Source organism: Chelativorans sp. ZYF759 (assembly GCF_012911015.1).
Lineage (GTDB): Bacteria > Pseudomonadota > Alphaproteobacteria > Rhizobiales > Rhizobiaceae > ZYF759.
Genome location: NZ_WVVV01000004.1, coordinates 311,350 through 329,368 on the forward strand (window position 1 = coordinate 311,350; position 18,019 = coordinate 329,368).

Annotated in this window: 12 protein-coding genes and 1 tRNA gene; 8 read left to right on the plus strand and 5 right to left on the minus strand. The window is 63.9% G+C overall.

The genetic code is table 11. From position 1 onward, the window contains the following. Positions 1-11 precede the first annotated feature (11 nt). Complete coding sequence (cysG, locus tag GRZ55_RS09375) at positions 12-1,442, minus strand: siroheme synthase CysG (protein WP_169286630.1); 1,431 nt, start codon at positions 1,440-1,442, stop codon at positions 12-14. A 218-nt stretch (positions 1,443-1,660) separates the two neighbouring features. Between cysG and GRZ55_RS09380 the strand changes: the two genes are divergently transcribed. After that, complete coding sequence (locus GRZ55_RS09380; protein ID WP_169286631.1) at positions 1,661-2,110, plus strand: host attachment protein; 450 nt, start codon at positions 1,661-1,663, stop codon at positions 2,108-2,110. A 59-nt stretch (positions 2,111-2,169) separates the two neighbouring features. Here the strand turns inward: GRZ55_RS09380 and GRZ55_RS09385 are convergent, their stop codons facing one another. After that, positions 2,170-4,353 (minus strand): transglycosylase domain-containing protein, encoded by a 2,184-nt coding sequence (locus GRZ55_RS09385; protein ID WP_246734624.1) that lies wholly within the window; start codon positions 4,351-4,353, stop codon positions 2,170-2,172. A gap of 263 nt (positions 4,354-4,616) precedes the next feature. On the opposite strand from GRZ55_RS09385, the gene GRZ55_RS09390 reads away from it, so the two are divergent. After that, the gene (locus GRZ55_RS09390; RefSeq protein ID WP_169286633.1) at positions 4,617-5,732 is read left to right on the plus strand and encodes an acyltransferase family protein; all 1,116 of its coding nucleotides are present in this window, start codon (positions 4,617-4,619) and stop codon (positions 5,730-5,732) included. Between the two features lie 5 nt (positions 5,733-5,737). On the opposite strand, the gene GRZ55_RS09395 is transcribed toward GRZ55_RS09390, so the two are convergent. The 3 genes from GRZ55_RS09395 to GRZ55_RS09405 form a co-directional block, all read right to left on the minus strand. Then, entirely contained in the window at positions 5,738-6,355 is a 618-nt protein-coding gene (locus GRZ55_RS09395; protein WP_169286634.1) for a ribonuclease D, read from the minus strand. Next, positions 6,355-7,749: a M20/M25/M40 family metallo-hydrolase gene (locus GRZ55_RS09400; protein WP_169286635.1), complete on the minus strand. Its 1,395-nt coding sequence runs from the start codon at positions 7,747-7,749 to the stop codon at positions 6,355-6,357. Before GRZ55_RS09400 ends, GRZ55_RS09395 begins: the two co-directional genes overlap by 1 nt. A gap of 487 nt (positions 7,750-8,236) precedes the next feature. After that, entirely contained in the window at positions 8,237-9,211 is a 975-nt protein-coding gene (locus GRZ55_RS09405; RefSeq protein WP_169286636.1) for a threonine/serine dehydratase, read from the minus strand. Positions 9,212-9,655: 444 nt separating this feature from the next. On the opposite strand from GRZ55_RS09405, the gene polA reads away from it, so the two are divergent. The 6 genes from polA (at position 9,656) to GRZ55_RS09435 (ending at position 17,574) form a co-directional block, all read left to right on the plus strand. Then, positions 9,656-12,601 (plus strand): DNA polymerase I, encoded by a 2,946-nt coding sequence (gene polA / locus GRZ55_RS09410; RefSeq protein ID WP_169286637.1) that lies wholly within the window; start codon positions 9,656-9,658, stop codon positions 12,599-12,601. Between the two features lie 149 nt (positions 12,602-12,750). Continuing rightward, positions 12,751-12,840 (plus strand) — tRNA-Ser (locus tag GRZ55_RS09415). An 87-nt stretch (positions 12,841-12,927) separates the two neighbouring features. Further along, positions 12,928-14,514, plus strand: a complete 1,587-nt coding sequence (locus tag GRZ55_RS09420; protein ID WP_169286638.1) for a DUF6538 domain-containing protein — start codon at positions 12,928-12,930, stop codon at positions 14,512-14,514. Positions 14,515-14,610: 96 nt separating this feature from the next. Then, a complete protein-coding gene (gene dcm / locus GRZ55_RS09425; protein ID WP_169286639.1) occupies positions 14,611-15,879 on the plus strand; it encodes a DNA (cytosine-5-)-methyltransferase in 1,269 nt (422 codons plus the stop codon). Next, a complete protein-coding gene (locus tag GRZ55_RS09430) occupies positions 15,872-16,327 on the plus strand; it encodes a very short patch repair endonuclease (protein WP_169286640.1) in 456 nt (151 codons plus the stop codon). Before dcm ends, GRZ55_RS09430 begins: the two co-directional genes overlap by 8 nt. Further along, complete coding sequence (locus GRZ55_RS09435) at positions 16,324-17,574, plus strand: type II restriction endonuclease (protein ID WP_210257285.1); 1,251 nt, start codon at positions 16,324-16,326, stop codon at positions 17,572-17,574. The genes GRZ55_RS09430 and GRZ55_RS09435 overlap by 4 nt, the downstream gene beginning before the upstream one ends. The last annotated feature ends 445 nt before the right edge of the window (positions 17,575-18,019 follow it).

The window sequence follows — 18,019 nt, forward strand, 5'->3', positions numbered from 1 at the left end:
CATGTCCTCGTTCAGGCTGCGGATAGCGCTGCAAGCGGCGCGGCAAGGGGTTCGGAGTTCCGGAGGTTGGCGGCGGTCACCGCCTCGCCGATGATGGTCAAGACCGGCCCGGAAAGGTCGCTTCGATCTTCGACCAGGGCGAGATCGGCGAGGGAGCCGTGCATCAGCCGCCGGTCAGCGAGACTGGCGTTCTCCACGACGGCAACCGGCGTGGCGGCAGAGAGACCTGCCTCGACCAGACGCGCTGAGATTTCGGCGGCAACCGACCGGCCCATATAGACGGCGACGGTGGCGCCGGAGACGGCAAGGCGAGCCCAATCAGGCAGCGTCCCGCCTTTCAGGTCGTGTCCGGTGGTGAACACCAGGGAGGATGCGACACCGCGCAGGGTCAGCGGAAGTTCCAGATCGGCCGCAGCGGCGAGAGCCGCAGTGACGCCGGGCACAACCTCGTAGGCGACGCCCGCAGCACGCAGGGCGGCCATCTCTTCAGCCGCACGGCCGAATATCGACGGGTCACCGGACTTCAGCCGCACGACCCGCTTGCCCTCACGACCCAGGTCGACCAGAAGACGGTTGATCTCGTCCTGGGACCAGGAATGCGCGCCCTTGCGCTTGCCGACCGGGATACGCTCGGCGTCGCGTCGCCCCATCGAGATGACCGCATCGGGTATGAGGGCATCGTGAACGATGACGTCGGCCTGCATCAGGAGCCGGTGGGCACGAAGAGTGAGCAAATCCTCGGCGCCTGGGCCGGCGCCCACCAGCGCGACCTGGCCGTCAGCGCGGCCTTCGTTGCGCAGGAGCCGCGTCGCCGCGCGGCGCGCCTCCGAGATGTGGCCGACTTCCATGGCGCGCGCAGGGGCACCCGCGAAAAACTCGCGCCAGAAGCTGCGCCTGGCGCTGCCACGTGGGAGCAGCTTTTCGACCGCGATACGATAGGAGGCTGCCAGCGCGGCCAGCGCGCCGAGCGATGGCGAGAGCATCCGGTCGACACGGGCGCGGATCATCTGCGCGAGCACCGGGCCTGCGCCCTCCGTGCCGATGGCCACCGCGACGGGGGCACGGTTGACCAGCGCCGGCGTATAGAAGTCGCAGATCTCGGGACGGTCCACGGCGTTGGACGGAATCTTCATCGCCCGCGAGTCGGAGATGATGCGGCAGTCGGCCGCCTCATCGTCGGTGGCGGCAAATACCATCGCCGCGCCTTCCAGCAGATGCGGGGCGTAGGAGGTCTCCAGCAATTCGGCGTCGTTTTCCTCGGCCCACAGACGAAGGGCGGGCTCGGGCGCATCGGCGATCAGGCGCAGCCGGGCACTGGACTGGCCCAGGAGCCGCGCCTTGGCGAGCGCTTCCTCGCCATTACCGACGATCGCAACCATGCGGCCGGCGACCTTCAGAAAGACAGGGAAGGCATCGAGCTTTCGCGGGCGAGTGGCGGACATGGAGGGTCTCCGGATCATGGCGACCATTCTCCGGTGCCTGCTCCGGGAATTGAAGAAACCCGCTGGCGCCGTGCGCGCGAGCGGGCAATTGGTTTTGCGCGGGCTGTGAGCGACGCGAAAAACCGTTCCCGCGATTGCCTCCGATCAAGGCGGAACGCGACTGGATGAGAAACGTTTTGAAGGGAGCCAAAAACGGAATGCGTTCAAGGAGTTTTCACATGTCCGCCGTGAGATTGGAACATGACATCTGGGTGCTGGTTGCCGATGGCGAGAAGGCGCTGTTTCTGCGCAACGAGGGCGACGCCGAATACCCGCATCTGGAGGTCTTTCGCGAAATCCATGAGGACAATCCGGCGACCCATGACCAGGGTACAGACCGGCCCGGCAGGCTTCATGACGGGACCCAGGCCCACCGAAGTGCCGTCCAGGAAACCGACTGGCACCGGATCGAGAAGGCCCGCTTCGCCAAGGAACTCTCGGATAGGCTCTACAAGATGGCCCATCGCCATTCCTTCAAGAAGATCGTGCTGGTTGCGCCCCCGGTGGTCCTGGGCGAATTGCGAAAGGATCTGCACAAGGAAGTCGCCGACAAGGTGACAGCCGAGGTGCCGAAGACTCTGACCAACCACACAGTCGACGAGATGGAAAAGATCCTGATGGCAAGCTAGGTCACCGCGCCGATCGGAGCGCCGGCCCAAGCCTTACCGCACAGGGCCGGCGTGCCTCGCTAGTTTCCCAGGATCACATCCATGATGGAACCGATCCGGCCCCCGTTCTGCCGACCGACTTCGGCGGGCGGAAGCGGACGGTCGATCGAACCGGTATGGCCGTACCCGCCATCGCCGGCCACGGGCTGGACGGGGAAGGCTGGCTCGCGCTCGCGCTCGGCGCGCAGCACATCCTCGATGCGCTGCATGGTGCCGCCCTGCCAGTCCCCCGGAAGGGCAGCGACGGGCACACCCTCATGGGCGGACGCCATGAAGCGGCTGAAAGCCTGCGCAGGCAGCGAGCCGCCGGTGATGTTGTTCATCGGCTTGCCGTCGTCATTGCCGAACCATACGCCGGTGGTCAGCTTTGCCGTGTAGCCCACGAACCAGGCATCGCGTGAGTTCTGGCTGGTGCCGGTCTTGCCGGCTGCAGGCCAGCCGGCAATCGCGGCGTTGCGTCCGGTCCCGTCCTTCAGCGTCTCGGCCATCATCGCGTTCATCATGCCCACCACGTGGGGGCTGACCACCTGCGGTCCGCGCTGCGGGCTCATTTCATAGAGTATCTTGCCGGCTTCCGTGGTGATGCGCCGCACGAAATGCATCTCGGGGCGGTAGCCACCGTTGGAGAAGGGCACGAAGGCTGAAGTGAGTTCGAGCGGCGTGACTTCCGACGTGCCAAGCGCGATCGAGGCGTTGGGCTCGAGGTCGGACTGGATGCCCATGCGCCAGGCGCTCTCGACGACCGATTCCGGTCCCACTTCCATCGCGAGTTGCGCGGCAATCGAATTCGAGGACTTCGCCAGCGCTTCCGACAGCGTCATCGGTCCCTCGTAACGGCCACGGAAATTCTCCGGCGCCCAGCGACCGAAACGTACGGGCTGGTCGTTGCGGATCGTGTCGGGGAAGAGACCCCTCTCCAGGGCTGCCATGAACACGAACGGCTTGAAGGCGGAGCCCGGCTGGCGGCGGGCTTCCGAGGCCCGGTCGAACTGGCTCGTGGCATAATCGTAGCCGCCCACCATGGCGCGGACGGCACCGGTCGAATCCATCGATACCAACGCTGCCTGGCTGGCATTCGCCTTGTCACGGTTCTCGTCGATGATCGCGCGGATGGTGCGTTCGGCCTGCCTCTGCAGATTGAGGTCGATCGTGGTCTCCACGATGATGTCGTCGCGGACATCGCCGATCAGACGCCGCAGCTCGCCCATCACCCGGTCGGCGGCATAATGTTCGGACCCGGTCCAAAAGGCCGGCGCACGGGTGGCCGGCGCGCTCATGGCCGATGCCATCTCGCTGTCGCCGATCATGCCCTGATCGCGCATGGCGGCGAGAACGAGCTGCGAGCGCGCCTCGGCCGCCTGCGGATCGCGGGCCGGCGACAGGCGCGACGGCGCGACCAGGAGACCCGCCAGGAGAGCAGATTCCGACAGGGTGATGTCGCGGGCCGATTTATTGAAATAGCGCCGCGAGGCCGCCTCGACGCCATAGGCGCCGGAGCCGAAATAAACGCGGTTGAGATACATCTCGAGGATCTGTTCCTTGGAGAACTCCGCCTCGAGCCAGAATGCCATCAGCACTTCCTGAACCTTGCGCTCGATGGTTCGCGACGGATCGAGGAAGAGGTTCTTGGCCAGCTGCTGGCTGATCGTGGAGCCGCCCTGCACCAAGCGGCGGTTGACGACATTCTCGACCATAGCCCGCGAAAGGCCGATCGGGTCTACGCCGAAATGGGAAAAGAAGCGGCGATCCTCGATGGCCACGACAGCCTTCGGCAAGTGGGGCGACATTTCATGGAGGCCAACCGCCTGGCCGCCAGTCATGCCGCGATTGGCAACCAGTTCCCCGTCGACGGCGACGATCTTGACGTTTGGGGGTCGGTCGGGAACCGACCAGGTGGTGGCTGCCGGCATGCTCGCACCGTAATAGACCACCACCCCCACTCCCGCGATGCCGGCCCAGAGGGCAAGCACCAGCGACCAGTAGACCATGCCGCGCAGAAAACCGAACAAACCGCCGCGGCGCTTCGCCTTGCGGCCGGAAGTGCCACGCTTTCGGCTCGCGGGCTGGGCGCGTCCATTGCTGGTGCGCGATGACGAATTCGGCTTGCGCTTTCCCTTGGTCGGCAGAACGCGATCCTCCTCGCTGAGAGACAGGCCGTTGTCGGAGCGCCCGGGCGCATCGAAGCTCGGTTCGATTCGTCTCATGTCAGAGTTGCCCGTCATCCCCGTCACCGGAAGCCGTTTCAGCGAATTGCCCCGGATGCGCTGCAGGCTAAATGCGGCGATTTAAGGGGGGGTTAAACTGATCGCTCCCGATGGCCGCGGACAATCGGTGCTGCCCGCCAATGCCGATAACGCGCCGTTAACGGTATTGGATAAAGTTCTGCGCAGATGAGGCCGCCTTAATGCTTCGCACCTGGCTGCGAGCGCATAATTGCGCCAGTTGCACCGAGGCAGCGAGGCAGGTCATGAGCAGCGGAAGAGCAGGCGGAGCGGATCCGCGCGTGACCTGGGTGGATGCCGCCAAGGGCATCTGCATCATCTTCGTCGTCATGATGCATTCGACGCTGGGCGTCGGCATCGCCATGGGCGGCCAAGGGTTCATGCATGACGTCGTGGCCTTCGCCCGCCCGTTCCGGATGCCGGACTTCTTCCTTCTGTCAGGGCTATTCCTCGGCCTCGTCATCGACCGGCCATGGCTGCGCTACATCGATCGCAAGGTCGTGCACTTCGCCTATTTCTACGTTCTGTGGCTGACCATACAGTTCGCCTTCAAGGCGCCAGGCATGGCGATGGAGGGCGGGTGGACTGCACCCGTGCAGGAATATCTCTGGGCCTTCGTTCAGCCCTACGGGGCACTGTGGTTCATCTACATCCTGCCGCTGTTCTTCCTCTTCACGCGGCTGGTGAAGCGGCTGCCGGTGTGGTTCGTGTTCGTCTGGGCGGCGGCGCTGGAAATCATGCCGATTCATACCGGATGGCTGATCTTCGACGAGTTCTGCGCACGCTATGTGTATTTCTTCGTGGGTTATGCCTTCGCCCAGAACGTGTTTCACCTGGCCATCTGGATGCGCACCCACCGCAAGGCGGCGCTGGCGTTCCTGGCCTGGTGGGCGGTGGTCAACGGCGTGCTGGTCTTCACCGCGGCGCCCGAGATGCTGGCCGGCCTGATTCCACCGGACGGGGAAGTGACCGGCGGCACGGGCGGTATTGCGGAGCTGCCATTTGTTTCGCTCCTGCTCGGCCTGGCGGGCGCGGCGGCCGTCGTGGCAGTCGCCTCGTTGGTGGCGACCAAGGATTGGGCAGCCTGGCTCTCCTGGCTGGGTGCCCATTCGATCGTGGTCTATCTCGCCTTCTTCCTGCCGATGGCGATGACGCGCGTCGTGCTGGTGCGCACCGGCATCATCACCGATGTCGGACTGGTGGCGTTGATGGTCACGATCGCCGGCATCGTGGGGCCCGTCATCCTCTTCCTCGCGGTGAAGAAGACCGGCTGGGGCAAGTTCCTGTTCGGGCGGCCCGACTGGGCCTGGATCGACAAGTCGGGACGCGTCAGGCCGACGGCGCCGCAGCCGGCCGAGTAGCCCCATCAGCTGTGGGCGAAGATGTCGGCTTCGTCCCAGCCCATCAGGTCGAGTCTGGCCCGGGTCGGCAGGAAGCGGAAACAGGCTTCCGCCTCGTCCATGCGCCCTTCCCGCTCCAGCCGCCCGATGAGCTTGTCGCGCAGCGCGTGGAGGTGCAGCACGTCCGAGGCGGCATATTCCAGCTGTTCGGGGCTCAGCGTTTCGGCGGCCCAGTCGGAGGATTGCTGGACCTTGGACAGCGACACGCCGAGAAGCTCGTTGCAGATGTCCTTGAGGCCGTGCCGGTCGGTGTAGGTGCGGGTCAGGCGCGAGGCGATCTTGGTGCAGAAGATCGGCCCGGTCACCACACCGAATGCGTGTTCGAGCACGGCGACGTCGAAGCGCGCGAAATGGAAGATCTTGGTGATCGCCGGGTCGCCCAGGAGCGCGGCGAGGTTGGGCGCCTCCTTCTGGCCCTTGGCGATCTGCACCACGTCGGCCGAACCGTCGCCCGGCGAGAGCTGCACGACGCAGAGCCGGTCGCGATGCGGCTTGAGACCGAGCGTCTCGGTGTCGATGGCGACCGCCTCGCCCTGGTAATGGGACAGGTCGGCAAGATCGCCCCTATGGAAACGGATCGTCATCAGCGCGCCCCCGCATTGGCCAGCGCATCCAGGATGCGTGCCCAGCTTCGCTGGCCCTTGTGGAAGGAGGCGAGATTGTACTTCTCGTTGGGCGAATGGATGCGGTCATCCTCGAGCGCATAGCCGACAAGCAGCGACTCCATGCCCAGCATGGACTTGAAATCGCCCACGATGGGGATCGAGCCGCCCATGGCGATCATGACAGCCGGCTTGTTCCATTCATCCGTCAGCGCACCCTGCGCGGTGGTGAGGAAGGGTGAATCGTAGGAAAGCTGGATAGCCGGCGAGCCGCCATGCTCGTGGAATTCGACCGAGCAGTCGGCAGGGATACGCGCCCGCACGAAATCGCGGAAGGCGGCGCGGATCCGGGCCGGGTCCTGGCTATGGACGAGGCGGAACGACACTTTGGCGGAGGCTTCGGCCGCGATCACGGTCTTGAAGCCCTTGCCGGTATAGCCGCCATTGATGCCGTTGAACTCGGCCGTCGGCCGCGCCCAGACGAGTTCGAGCAGCGAGCGGCCCGTCTCGCCGGACGGCTCGGACAGGCCGATGGGGCCCAGGAATTTCTCGGCCGTCTGGCCGAGGCCCTTCCAGGATTCCAGGATCTGGGTCGGGGTCTCGTCGACACCATCATAGAAGCCGGGGATGGTGATGCGGCCGGTCTCGTCATGGATGTCGGCGAGCACCTTGGCGAGGATGCGGATCGGATTGGCGGCCGCACCGCCGAAATGGCCCGAATGCAGGTCACGATTGGCCGCCTTGACGGTGATCTCCTCGCCGACCAGCCCGCGCAGCCCGACGGAGATGGCGGGCGTCTCCGCATCCCACATGCCGGTGTCGCAGACCAAAGCGAAATCGGCCTTCAGCTCGTCTGCATTCGCCTCGATGAAGGGTTTCAGCGAGGGCGAGCCCGACTCTTCCTCGCCCTCGAAGAGGATGGTGATGCGGCAGGGCAGCGAGCCATGCACGGCCTTCCAGGCGCGGCAGGCCTCGACGAAGGTCATGAGCTGGCCCTTGTCGTCCGAAGAACCGCGCCCGGTGATGACCTTGACGCCTTCGCGCTCCTTCAGCGCGGGGTCGAAGGGGTCGTCTTCCCAGAGTTCCAGCGGGTCGACCGGCTGCACGTCGTAATGGCCGTAGAAGAGCACGTGCGGGGCGCCCGCCGGCCCCTCGTGATGGGCGACGACCATCGGATGGCCGGGCGTGTCGCGGACGCTCGCGTCGAACCCGATCGACTTCAGATCGGCGACCAGCCATTCGGCGGCGCGGCGACACTCGGCGTTGTAGGCCGGGTCGGTCGAGATGGAGGGGATGCGGAGCAATGCGAACAGGCGTTCGACGCTGGCGTTGATCTCGGTATCGAGTGTGTCGAGGACGGGGGTAACTGCGGACATGGCCTACCTTTCGATTCTTCGGGCGCGACACTAGCGAGGGCGGTCGCGAAAGGGAACGGGGACAGGGTGATTGGGGGCTCTGCCCTCTCCAGTAGCCCCCTTCCCGGCAGTGGAGAAGGAGCAAGGTTGGCGATCGCCAATGACAACAGTCGCGGCCGCCCTCCCGCATGTCCGGTGCACACCGAGCAAGGGCTGGGGGGGAGATTCGAGGCGCAGACTGTTGGCAGATGGTGACAGGGGGTGGGCTTCTTGATGGCGCAGACCCCTCATCCGACCTCCGCCTCGCCGTTCGGCAAGCTCACGGCTCGTTGTCGGCCACCTTCTCCCACAAGGGGAGAAGGGGAGTCGCGGCGCGCCCGCGTCCCCTCCGCAAAGACTGAAGAATGGCGTGGAGGGGCGGCGCGTCAGCGCCGAGACGGATGGGGGGTATGCCAGCGTCAAATAAGCCAAACCCTTGGAAGGGCCAGCTAGTGCAAGTCACCAATCCTCACCCGATCATCCCGGCAAACAGCCCCGCATCCACATTGCCGCCCGTCAGCACCGCGGCGACGATCCGTCCCTTCACGTCGAGGCGGCCCTCGAGCAGCGCCGCCAGCGCGACGGCGCCGGAGGGTTCGACCACCAGCTTGAACTCGCGAAAGGCGAAGGCCACTGCGCGCTTGACCTCGTCATCCGAGACGGTGAGCCCGCCGGCCACGTGATGGCGGTTGACGGCGAAAGTGAGTTCGCCTGGTTCGCTCGACAGCAGGCCGTCGCAGATCGAGCCCGAGTTTTTGGCATTGGAAAGGCGGTGGCCAGCCGCAAAGGAACGCGCCTGGTCGTCAAAACCTTGCGGCTCGACCATCCAGATGCGCGCCGACGGGGCGCGGTCGTGGATGGCGAGCGCACAGCCGGCGGTCAGGCCGCCCCCGCCGCAGGGGATCAGCACCGCCTCGGGCAATACGCCAAGCGCCTTCAGATCCTCGACGATCTCGCGGCCGACGGTCCCCTGCCCCGCCATGATGTGGAAATCGTCGAAGGGCGGCACGAACACGGAGCCGCGCTTGTCGGTCAGCGCGCGCGCCATCGCATAACGATCGTCGCGGTCGCGGTCGAAGAGGATCAGTTCGGCCCCGGCTCGCCGCGTGCGGTCCAGCTTCGAGGCGGGGCTGTCGGCCGGCATCAGGCAGGTCACCGGAATGCCGAGGATCTGCCCGGCTGTTGCAACGCCCTGCGCGTGGTTGCCCGACGAGACCGCCACGACACCATTCTGGCGCTCGGCCTCGGGAATGCGCGACAGGCGGTTATAGGCGCCGCGAAACTTGAACGATCCGGTGCGCTGCAACATCTCGGACTTCAGGAAGACGCGCGCGCCGGTGATGGCGTCAAGTTCCGGCGAGGTCAGAAGTGGCGTGCGGCGTGCCACCCCGGCAATCGCGCGAGCGGCGTCTTCGACATCGGCCGCGGTCGGAAGTTCGAGCATGATGGGCGATCCGTTGCGAGGAAAGCGGCAACGCTACGCGAAGCCCGCGCGACAGCAAAGGACCCGACCTTGGTCCAGGCCGGCGGCGGGCGAAAATACGGTGATGTCGGAGGCCCCGGCAAAAAAGTGCCGCCGTGGTGGAGGGGGAACCACGGCGGCCTTTGTCAAAACGGAGCGGCAGCCCGGAGAGGGGGGATGAGGCTGCCGCTCTGTCCGGTTTAGGCGGGGGACGGGCCTTAATTCCGGACTTCGGCATCAATTGCCGATGACCGAAAAATTGGAATTCGAACGTGGCAATTCAAGGGCACGAACATTACAAGTACGTAACATGGACGTGATCCTTGCCAGCCCTTGTCAGTAGCGGGTTCCTGATGTTCCAGCATGTGCTTTCTGCGGTGCATTGACGATGGACATGTCCCCCTCCCCGCGCTACCCGTTTGCGCCATGAAAAAGGGCGACCATCTTTTCCTCGTCGACGGTTCGGGATACATCTTCCGGGCCTATCACGCATTGCCGCCGCTGACGCGCAAATCCGACGGATTGCCGATCGGTGCGGTGTCGGGGTTCTGCAACATGCTGTGGAAGCTCCTGCAGAATGCGCGCGATACCGATGTCGGCGTCACCCCGACGCATTTTGCAGTGATCTTCGACCATTCGTCCAAGACCTTCCGCAACGAGCTCTATCCCCAGTACAAGGCCAACCGCAGCGCCCCGCCCGAGGATCTGGTGCCCCAATTCGCGCTGATCCGACAGGCGACGCGCGCCTTCGACCTGCCCTGTATCGAGATGGAGGGCTTCGAGGCCGACGATCTGATCGCAACCTATGCCAGGCTCGCATGCGAGGCCGGCGGCGACACGACCATCATCTCTTCCGACAAGGATTTGATGCAGCTGGTCGGTCCTTCAGTCTCCATGTACGACCCGATGAAGGACCGCGAGATCAAGGTTCCCGAGGTCATCGAGAAATGGGGCGTGGGCCCGGAAAAGATGATCGACCTGCAGGCGCTGACGGGCGATTCGGTCGACAACGTGCCGGGCGTGCCGGGCATCGGGCCGAAGACGGCCGCCCAGCTGCTGGAGGAATTCGGCGATCTCGACACGCTTCTGGCGCGTGCCGGCGAGATCAAGCAGAACAAGCGCCGCGAGAATCTGATCGAGCACGCGGAAATGGCCCGGATCTCGCGCGAGCTGGTGCGGCTGCGCGATGACGCCCCGGTCGGCGACGGGCTGGAGACGCTGGCGCTCAACCCGCCCGACGGGCCGAAGCTGATCGGCTTTCTGAAGGCGATGGAATTCTCTTCGCTGACCCGCCGTGTCGCCGAGGCGACGGGCGCTGATGCCGGCGAGATCGAGCCTGCGCATGTCGAGGTGGAAACAGCCGGTGCCGCGCATGGGCCGGACCTGACCGTGCCGGCGAGCGGCACCGCGGAACCGGGCGCCGAGGGAGAGATCGCGCCTTCGGGCGAGCCGCGCGCAGACGGGGCGCTGACGCCGCAGATGCTGGCGGATGCGCGCGCCCAGGCCGCCATGAGCGACCGGATCGACCGCTCGGCCTATGTCACCATCACCGACATGGCAGAACTGGAAAGCTGGATCGAGGCGGCGCGCGAGGCCGGCATCGTCGCTTTCGACACCGAGACGAATTCGCTCGATCCCATGCAGGCAGAACTCTGCGGCTTTTCGATCGCGACGGCGCCCGGGCGCGCAGCCTATGTCCCGCTTTCGCACAAGGCAGGCGATGGCGACCTGCTCGGCGGCGGGCTCCTGCAAGGCCAGCTGCCGACAGCCGAGGCACTTGCCGCGCTGAAGCAGCTGCTCGAGGACAGGGCCGTCCTGAAGATCGCCCACAACCTCAAATACGATCTCGTCGTCATGCAGCGGCTCGGCATCGGCGTCGCGCCCTATGACGACACGCTGCTGATCTCCTACGTGACCGATGCCGGGACCGGCGGCCAGGGCATGGATGCGCTGTCGGAACGCTGGCTCGGCCATACGCCGATCGCCTTCAAGGATGTCTGCGGGTCGGGCAAGTCGGCGATCACATTCGACATGGTGGACCTCGAGAAGGCCACGGCCTATGCAGCCGAGGACGCCGACGTGACGCTGCGCCTGTGGCGGGTGCTGAAGCCCCGCCTCGTCGCCAAGGGGCTCGTCTCCGTCTACGAGCGCCTGGAGCGCCCCTTGGTGCCGGTTCTGGCGCGCATGGAGCAGGAGGGCATCTCGGTCGACCGGCAGATCCTGTCGCGCATTTCGGGCGAGCTGGCGCAAAAGGCTGCTGCCATCGAGGACGAGGTCTATCAACTCGTGGGCGAGCGCTTCACCATCGGCTCGCCAAAGCAGCTGGGCGACATTTTGTTCGGGCGCCTGGGCCTGCCGGGCGGATCCAAGACCAAGACCGGGCAATGGTCGACCACGGCACGCGAACTGGAGGATCTGGCCGCGGCCGGCCACGAGCTGCCGCGCAGGATTGTCGACTGGCGCCAGCTGACCAAGCTGAAATCCACCTATACGGACGCGCTGCCGGGCTACATCCATCCAGAGACGAAGCGAGTCCACACTTCCTATGCGCTGGCCGCCACCACGACGGGGCGGCTTTCCTCCTCCGAGCCCAACCTCCAGAACATCCCCATCCGCACGGCGGAGGGGCGGCGCATCCGCACCGCCTTCATCGCGGAGCCCGGCAATCTCCTGATCTCCGCCGATTACAGCCAGATCGAATTGCGCGTGCTCGCCCATGTCGCCGACATCCCGCAATTGCGCCAGGCCTTTGAAGACGGCGTCGACATCCACGCCATGACGGCCTCGGAAATGTTCGGTGTGCCGGTGGAAGGCATGCCAAGCGAGGTGCGCCGGCGCGCCAAGGCGATCAATTTCGGCATCATCTACGGCATTTCCGCCTTCGGGCTCGCCAACCAGCTCTCCATCTCGCGCGAGGAGGCGGGAAGCTACATCAAGGCCTATTTCGAGCGCTTCCCCGGCATCAAGGACTATATGGACGCCACCAAGGCCTTTGCCCGCGAGAACGGCTATGTGGAGACGATCTTCGGGCGCCGCGCCCATTACCCCGAGATCCGCTCCTCCAACCCCTCGATGCGCGCTTTCAACGAGCGCGCGGCGATCAACGCGCCGATCCAGGGATCGGCCGCCGACATCATCCGCCGCGCCATGATCCGCATGGAAGCCGCGCTCGCCGAGGCGGGGCTGGATTACACGCGCATGCTCCTGCAGGTCCATGACGAGCTGATCTTCGAGGCGCCGGAGGCGGAAGCCGAAAGGGCGATCCCGGTGATCCGGCAGGTGATGGAGAACGCCGCCCTGCCAGCCCTGTCGATGAAGGTGCCGCTGGCCGTCGACGCGCGCGCGGCCCGCAACTGGGACGAGGCGCACTGAGGCTGTTCAGCCGACGCCGCAGCGGTGGGGCCAAGGCCGCGACAGGCTTCTTCGGAAGGCTTCAGGACCATCGCAGATCGGCGTGAGAAATGGCTTGTGCCCGGCAACGCCAATCGCTATCTAGCGGGCGTCGCTCGGCCCGACCCAATGGAGAGGTGGCAGAGTGGTTGAATGCACCGCACTCGAAATGCGGCATACTCGCAAGGGTATCGGGGGTTCGAATCCCCCCCTCTCCGCCATACGCTCGATCAAGTCGCTGAAAACGCTCAATTCCTTGGGCATCAAGGATTCTGTAACCGCCAGATTGGTACACAAAGGCGGTACACATGGTCCTTCCGATGGCACGTCCTACCAGAGATCCGAAAACAGGCATCTTCAGGTTCCGCAAACGGGTGCCCGAATGCCTGCAAGCCTTGGTCGGCAAGACCGAGGAAAAAGTCAGTTTGGGAACACGCGATCCGGAGGAGGCCAAGCGCCTTCACGCCGAGGTCGCGCTGAAGGTCGAGGCGCGCTGGAGACAGCTGGCTGCGGGCCAACAAAAGCTGTCGCATAGGCAAGCCGAAGAGATCGCCGGGAACATCTACCGCGCAATGATGGCGATCCACGAGGAGGACCCTGATCAGGTCCCAGGTGGCATCGGATTTCTGATGTTGGATCAGGCCTTCGTCAACGGAAAATCCAAGATCATTCCGATGGGCACCGCCCCGGAAAAGACCCGCGCATGGATTGAAAAACTCCGCCTGACACGAAACGACAGGTTCACCAGCAGATGGCTTGCCGACAAGGGGCTCCTGGTCGACGACGATAATCGTGCCAAGATCAGGACCGCCGTCGATCGGGCCGTGCTACAGGCACGCGAACAGCTGGACCGCATGGCGAAGGGCGACTATCGGCCCGATCCCGATGCGAACCGATTTCCATCAGACTCGCTGCCCGATGTCCGCAAGCCCGAGGAGACCAAGTTTTCCTATGCTCCGCTGGACATCTTCGATCTGTATGCCAAGCGAAGCCATCTTAATCCCAAGACCGTCAAGAAGTGGAGGCCCTACATCGCCCGGGTACAAAGCGAGATCGCAGACCTTCGCGAGCTTACGACCGAGTGGATTATCGACTGGCGAGACAGCTTGCTGGATCAGGGCCTTGATCCCAAGTACGTGCGCGAGTCCCATATCGCGGCCCTGCGGGCAATGTGTGGGTGGGCCGTGGACAACAAGCGTCTGACCATCAATCCGGCAAGCGGAATCAAAACCGTAGTGCGCAAGCAGAAGCGCCTGCGGCCGCAGGGTTACACCGACGAGGAGGCAACGCTAATCCTGCGGGCAACCTTGAAGCCGCAATCGGCAAGGCTCGGGCACAATCATCGGATGGCACGGAGATGGATTCCATGGCTGTGCGCATACACTGGCGCGAGAGTCGGAGAGATGGGCCAGCTGCGGAAACAGGACATACAGAAGGTCGACGATATCTGGTTGATCTGGATTACCCCCGAAGCAGGAACAACCAAGGATGGCCATGCGCGCAACGTGCCGATCCATCCGCATCTCATCGATCAAGGGTTTCTGGAATTTGTCTCCACGGCGAAACCCGGCCCCCTCTTCTATGATCCTTCGCTGAGTCGTGGAGGAACAGATGCAAACGCCCAGTACCGAAAGGTCGGTGAGCGGCTTGCAAACTGGGTCCGGAACGAGGTTGGCATTACCGACACAGAAATCCAGCCAAACCACGCCTGGCGGCACAGGTTCACGACGGTCTCAAGGCGTGTAGACATGAATCCTGGCGCCCGACAGTACATGCAGGGACATGCGCCCGCCAATGTGGGTGAAGACTATGGCGACTTCGAGCATAAAACGCTGTTTCGGGAAATTTCAAAGCTGCCGATCATCGATGCCCAGACCTCCCGAACGGGGTGTTGATTGGCATAGAACATTAAAGGAACATCCATTGCGTACGAGGCCGCCTTCTGTCACTTTGACAAAATATGACCCAGAGACTGATTCGGCAGGAGCGGCATGCGCAGCAGCAAACGGACGGAATTCTCGAGCCTTCGGCAGCAGGCCTGCCTGACGATCGAGCAGGCGGCGGACCTTCTTGAGGTCTCCGTCCGGACCGCCTACCGCTATGAGGACGGCGGCAGGGTTTCCCGCCTCGCCCTCCGGACACTCCGTGAGCATGCTGCGGCACCGATGTCTGCGGGTCAGGAAAAGAATGCAGCCCCCTTCCGCTTCATCGATCTCTTCGCCGGCATCGGGGGCCTCCGACTGGGATTCGAGGCGATCGGCGGCCGATGCGTCTTCACATCCGAATGGGATCCAAATGCCCAGAAGACATATTCGCTCAACTTCAGGAGCAACCATGAGATCGGTGGAGACATCAGGGAGTATTCGGCGGATCCCGGAAAGGTCCCAGAGCACGACGTGCTTCTGGCTGGCTTCCCCTGTCAGGCATTTTCGATCGCGGGCGTCTCAAAGAAGAATTCGCTGAAACGGCCGCACGGTTTCCTTTGCGACACCCAGGGAACCCTGTTCTTCGATGCCGCCCAGATCATCGCCCACCATCGGCCGGCGGCCTTCATCCTTGAGAACGTCAAGAATCTTGAGCGCCATGATGGTGGCCGGACCTTCGGGACCATCCTGAACGTCTTGCGGAACGAGCTGGGCTACCATGTCCAGCACCGGGTCATCAGCTCCGAGCCATGGGTTCCCCAGCGGCGCGAGCGCATCTTCATCGTCGGGTTCCGTGAGCCGACGGAGTTCGACTTTGCGGCAGTCGAGCTCCCGGATGCCAGCGCGGGTCCAAAGCTGAAGGACATTCTCCAGCCGCATGAGGAGGTTGATCCGAAATACACGCTGACACCGCGCCTGTGGCAGTACCTGCAGGATTACCGGGCAAAGCACCAGGCCAAGGGCAACGGGTTCGGGTACAGCCTCTTCGGCCCGGACGACGTGGCGCGCACCCTTTCGGCCCGCTACTACAAGGATGGCTCGGAAGTCCTGATCGATCAGCCTGGGAAGAGGCCGCGACGCCTCACTCCGCTGGAGTGCGCTCGCCTGATGGGATTTGACCGGGGAGATCGTCGCTGGCGGATCGGGGTGTCCGACACCCAGGCCTACCGCCAGTTCGGCAATGCGGTGGTGGTCCCCGTTGTGGAGCATGTCGCGAAAGCGATCGAACCCCATATCCGCAGGGCCGTGGTTCCAGGGGGGCAGCCCCTGCAGAAGGACCGCATCGTGCCGACCATCACGAGGCCGGCGAGACCGCAGACACCCGCCTATGCCTGATATCGTGACCCCCGAAATCCGCAGCCGGATCATGGCCAGGATTCGGGGGACGAACACGAAGCCGGAGATGATCCTTCGAAAGGGTCTGCATGCCCAAGGCTTCCGCTTCCGGCTGCACGACCGTGCGCTGCCTGGTAGCCCCGACATCATTTTCCCTCGATATGGGGCGGTGCTTTTCGCAAACGGGTGCTTCTGGCACGGCCATGACTGTCATCTGCATCGCCTTCCTGGCACGCGTCCGGAATTCTGGCAGGCGAAGATCGCACGGAACAGGGAGCGGGATGCCGTGGTGTTGCAGGCGCTCGGCGAACTGGGGTGGAGGCAGGGAATCGTCTGGGAATGCAGCCTGCGTGGGAGAAGCCGACTTCCTTTGGAGGATGTCATCGCGACATGCGCGGACTGGCTGCGATCCAATGTCGACAGTCTGGAAATCCGGGGGCGGGAATGACGATCAGGCGAGGCCACCTCTCGCATCATTTCGATGGTGTGGCGGTCAAGAAGCTGGCCCCGGTGGACGCCAGCCGCGACTCCTCGAACCAGCATGAGGTGACAGGCTCCGAACCGCTCGTCCGGATACTCGGGCCCGAGGACCGGAAATTTCCCCGTGGCGGTGAGGACAACCGTTTTCCAGCGACCTACATCTGGCTGGAAGGGGAGCAGGTGGCTCTCGCGGAAGAAGGGTGGCTTTCCTGGTACGACTCCCGCCGTAACGATCCCAAGCGGAGTGCGGAATGGCGCCTCTACTACCAGAGCAACCCCGTAACCGACATGATGTCGCCAGGCGACATCCTGTTCCTCGCCCGAACGACCGACGGCCACCTTCTGTTCATCATCACCCCAGATGGGGGAACGATCCGGAACCAGCTGCTCTGGCTCTTCGGACTGGACGATCAGATAGGTCTGGCATTCGAATCGCAGGAGATCGGCAGGGACACGGATGCCGAGCTGGACTTCGCGGCCCGTTACATCCTCGACGAACTTGGCATCGAGCCGGAAGAACCCGAGGCGGATCGCCTCGACAGCCTTATCGAAAAATTCGGCCTGAAGTTCCCCCCCACCCGTGTCCTTTCTGGACTGGCGCGCATGTCCCTTCCCGAGGTGAATCCGAAGGACGATCCCGACGAGGCTCTGGTCCTGTGGATGGAGCGCGAGGAGCAGCTTTTCCGCAGGCTGGAGCGGCACATCGTGGCTGAAAGAATTCGGGAAGGCTTCGCCACGGAGGATGCGGTGGATGTGGACGGCTTCCTCGGGTTTTCCCTGAGCGTGCAGAACCGACGCAAGTCGCGCGCCGGTGCCGCTCTGGAGAACCACATGGCGGCCATTCTCGATGTCCACGGTCTCCGCCACGCGCGAGGGGTCGAGACGGAAAATCGAAACAAGCCCGATTTCCTGTTTCCCGGCCAGGACGAATACCGTGATCCAGATTTCCCCTCGCCCCGCCTGACAATGCTGGGAGCGAAATCCACGCTCAAGGACCGCTGGCGACAGGTGCTGTCGGAAGCCATCAGGATTGAGCAGAAGCATCTTCTGACCCTTCAGCCTGGGGTGTCGGAAAACCAGACCGACGAGATGCGGTCCAAACTCCTGCAGCTGGTGGTGCCGCGAGGCCTCCATGAGACCTTCAGGCCGGCACAGAGGGACTGGCTGATGGATGTCTCAGCGTTTCTCGCTCTGGTGGTCAGTCGACAGACCTAGGAGAGGTCCCAAATGGAAGGCTGCATTTGAAGGAAACGACTCTGTTTCTGCAGCCGCCTGCCAATTAGTTCGCATCAGACGGATCAGCTCCTTCGGAAATGTTGCTATCGGGCATCGGAGGACCAACCTGGTCAGGTCCGTCTACAGCATCAGGGACCGAGGGGCCTGTTATTTCAAACTCTTCGAGCTGCCTTTGGATGGCCTCGAGTTGGTTTTCTAATGTGATCAGGCGGCGTTGTTCACCCACATAATCCGGATGCCAGTAAGGTGCGAATACCTGAATGAGAGCAAAAATGAGGTAACCGTCCGGCCTGGACCGCGGCTTGAAGGGCCTGCGGTGATACTGTGGCTATGCGGCTACCTTTTCGATCCCAAGAGTTCCGGCTGCCCAATTCCAGGGCAGAAGGTCGTCGAGGCGGTTCTGCGGCATGTCGGCGATGCGGGC

Bases quoted from the DNA above. Each gene is read 5' to 3' on its own strand.
- cysG (WP_169286630.1), bottom strand. From the start codon at position 1,442: ATGTCCGCCACTCGCCCGCGAAAGCTCGATGCCTTCCCTGTCTTTCTG.
- GRZ55_RS09380 (WP_169286631.1), top strand. From the start codon at position 1,661: ATGTCCGCCGTGAGATTGGAACATGACATCTGGGTGCTGGTTGCCGAT.
- GRZ55_RS09385 (WP_246734624.1), bottom strand. From the start codon at position 4,353: ATGAGACGAATCGAACCGAGCTTCGATGCGCCCGGGCGCTCCGACAAC.
- GRZ55_RS09390 (WP_169286633.1), top strand. From the start codon at position 4,617: ATGAGCAGCGGAAGAGCAGGCGGAGCGGATCCGCGCGTGACCTGGGTG.
- GRZ55_RS09395 (WP_169286634.1), bottom strand. From the start codon at position 6,355: ATGACGATCCGTTTCCATAGGGGCGATCTTGCCGACCTGTCCCATTAC.
- GRZ55_RS09400 (WP_169286635.1), bottom strand. From the start codon at position 7,749: ATGTCCGCAGTTACCCCCGTCCTCGACACACTCGATACCGAGATCAAC.
- GRZ55_RS09405 (WP_169286636.1), bottom strand. From the start codon at position 9,211: ATGCTCGAACTTCCGACCGCGGCCGATGTCGAAGACGCCGCTCGCGCG.
- polA (WP_169286637.1), top strand. From the start codon at position 9,656: ATGAAAAAGGGCGACCATCTTTTCCTCGTCGACGGTTCGGGATACATC.
- GRZ55_RS09420 (WP_169286638.1), top strand. From the start codon at position 12,928: ATGGTCCTTCCGATGGCACGTCCTACCAGAGATCCGAAAACAGGCATC.
- dcm (WP_169286639.1), top strand. From the start codon at position 14,611: ATGCGCAGCAGCAAACGGACGGAATTCTCGAGCCTTCGGCAGCAGGCC.
- GRZ55_RS09430 (WP_169286640.1), top strand. From the start codon at position 15,872: ATGCCTGATATCGTGACCCCCGAAATCCGCAGCCGGATCATGGCCAGG.
- GRZ55_RS09435 (WP_210257285.1), top strand. From the start codon at position 16,324: ATGACGATCAGGCGAGGCCACCTCTCGCATCATTTCGATGGTGTGGCG.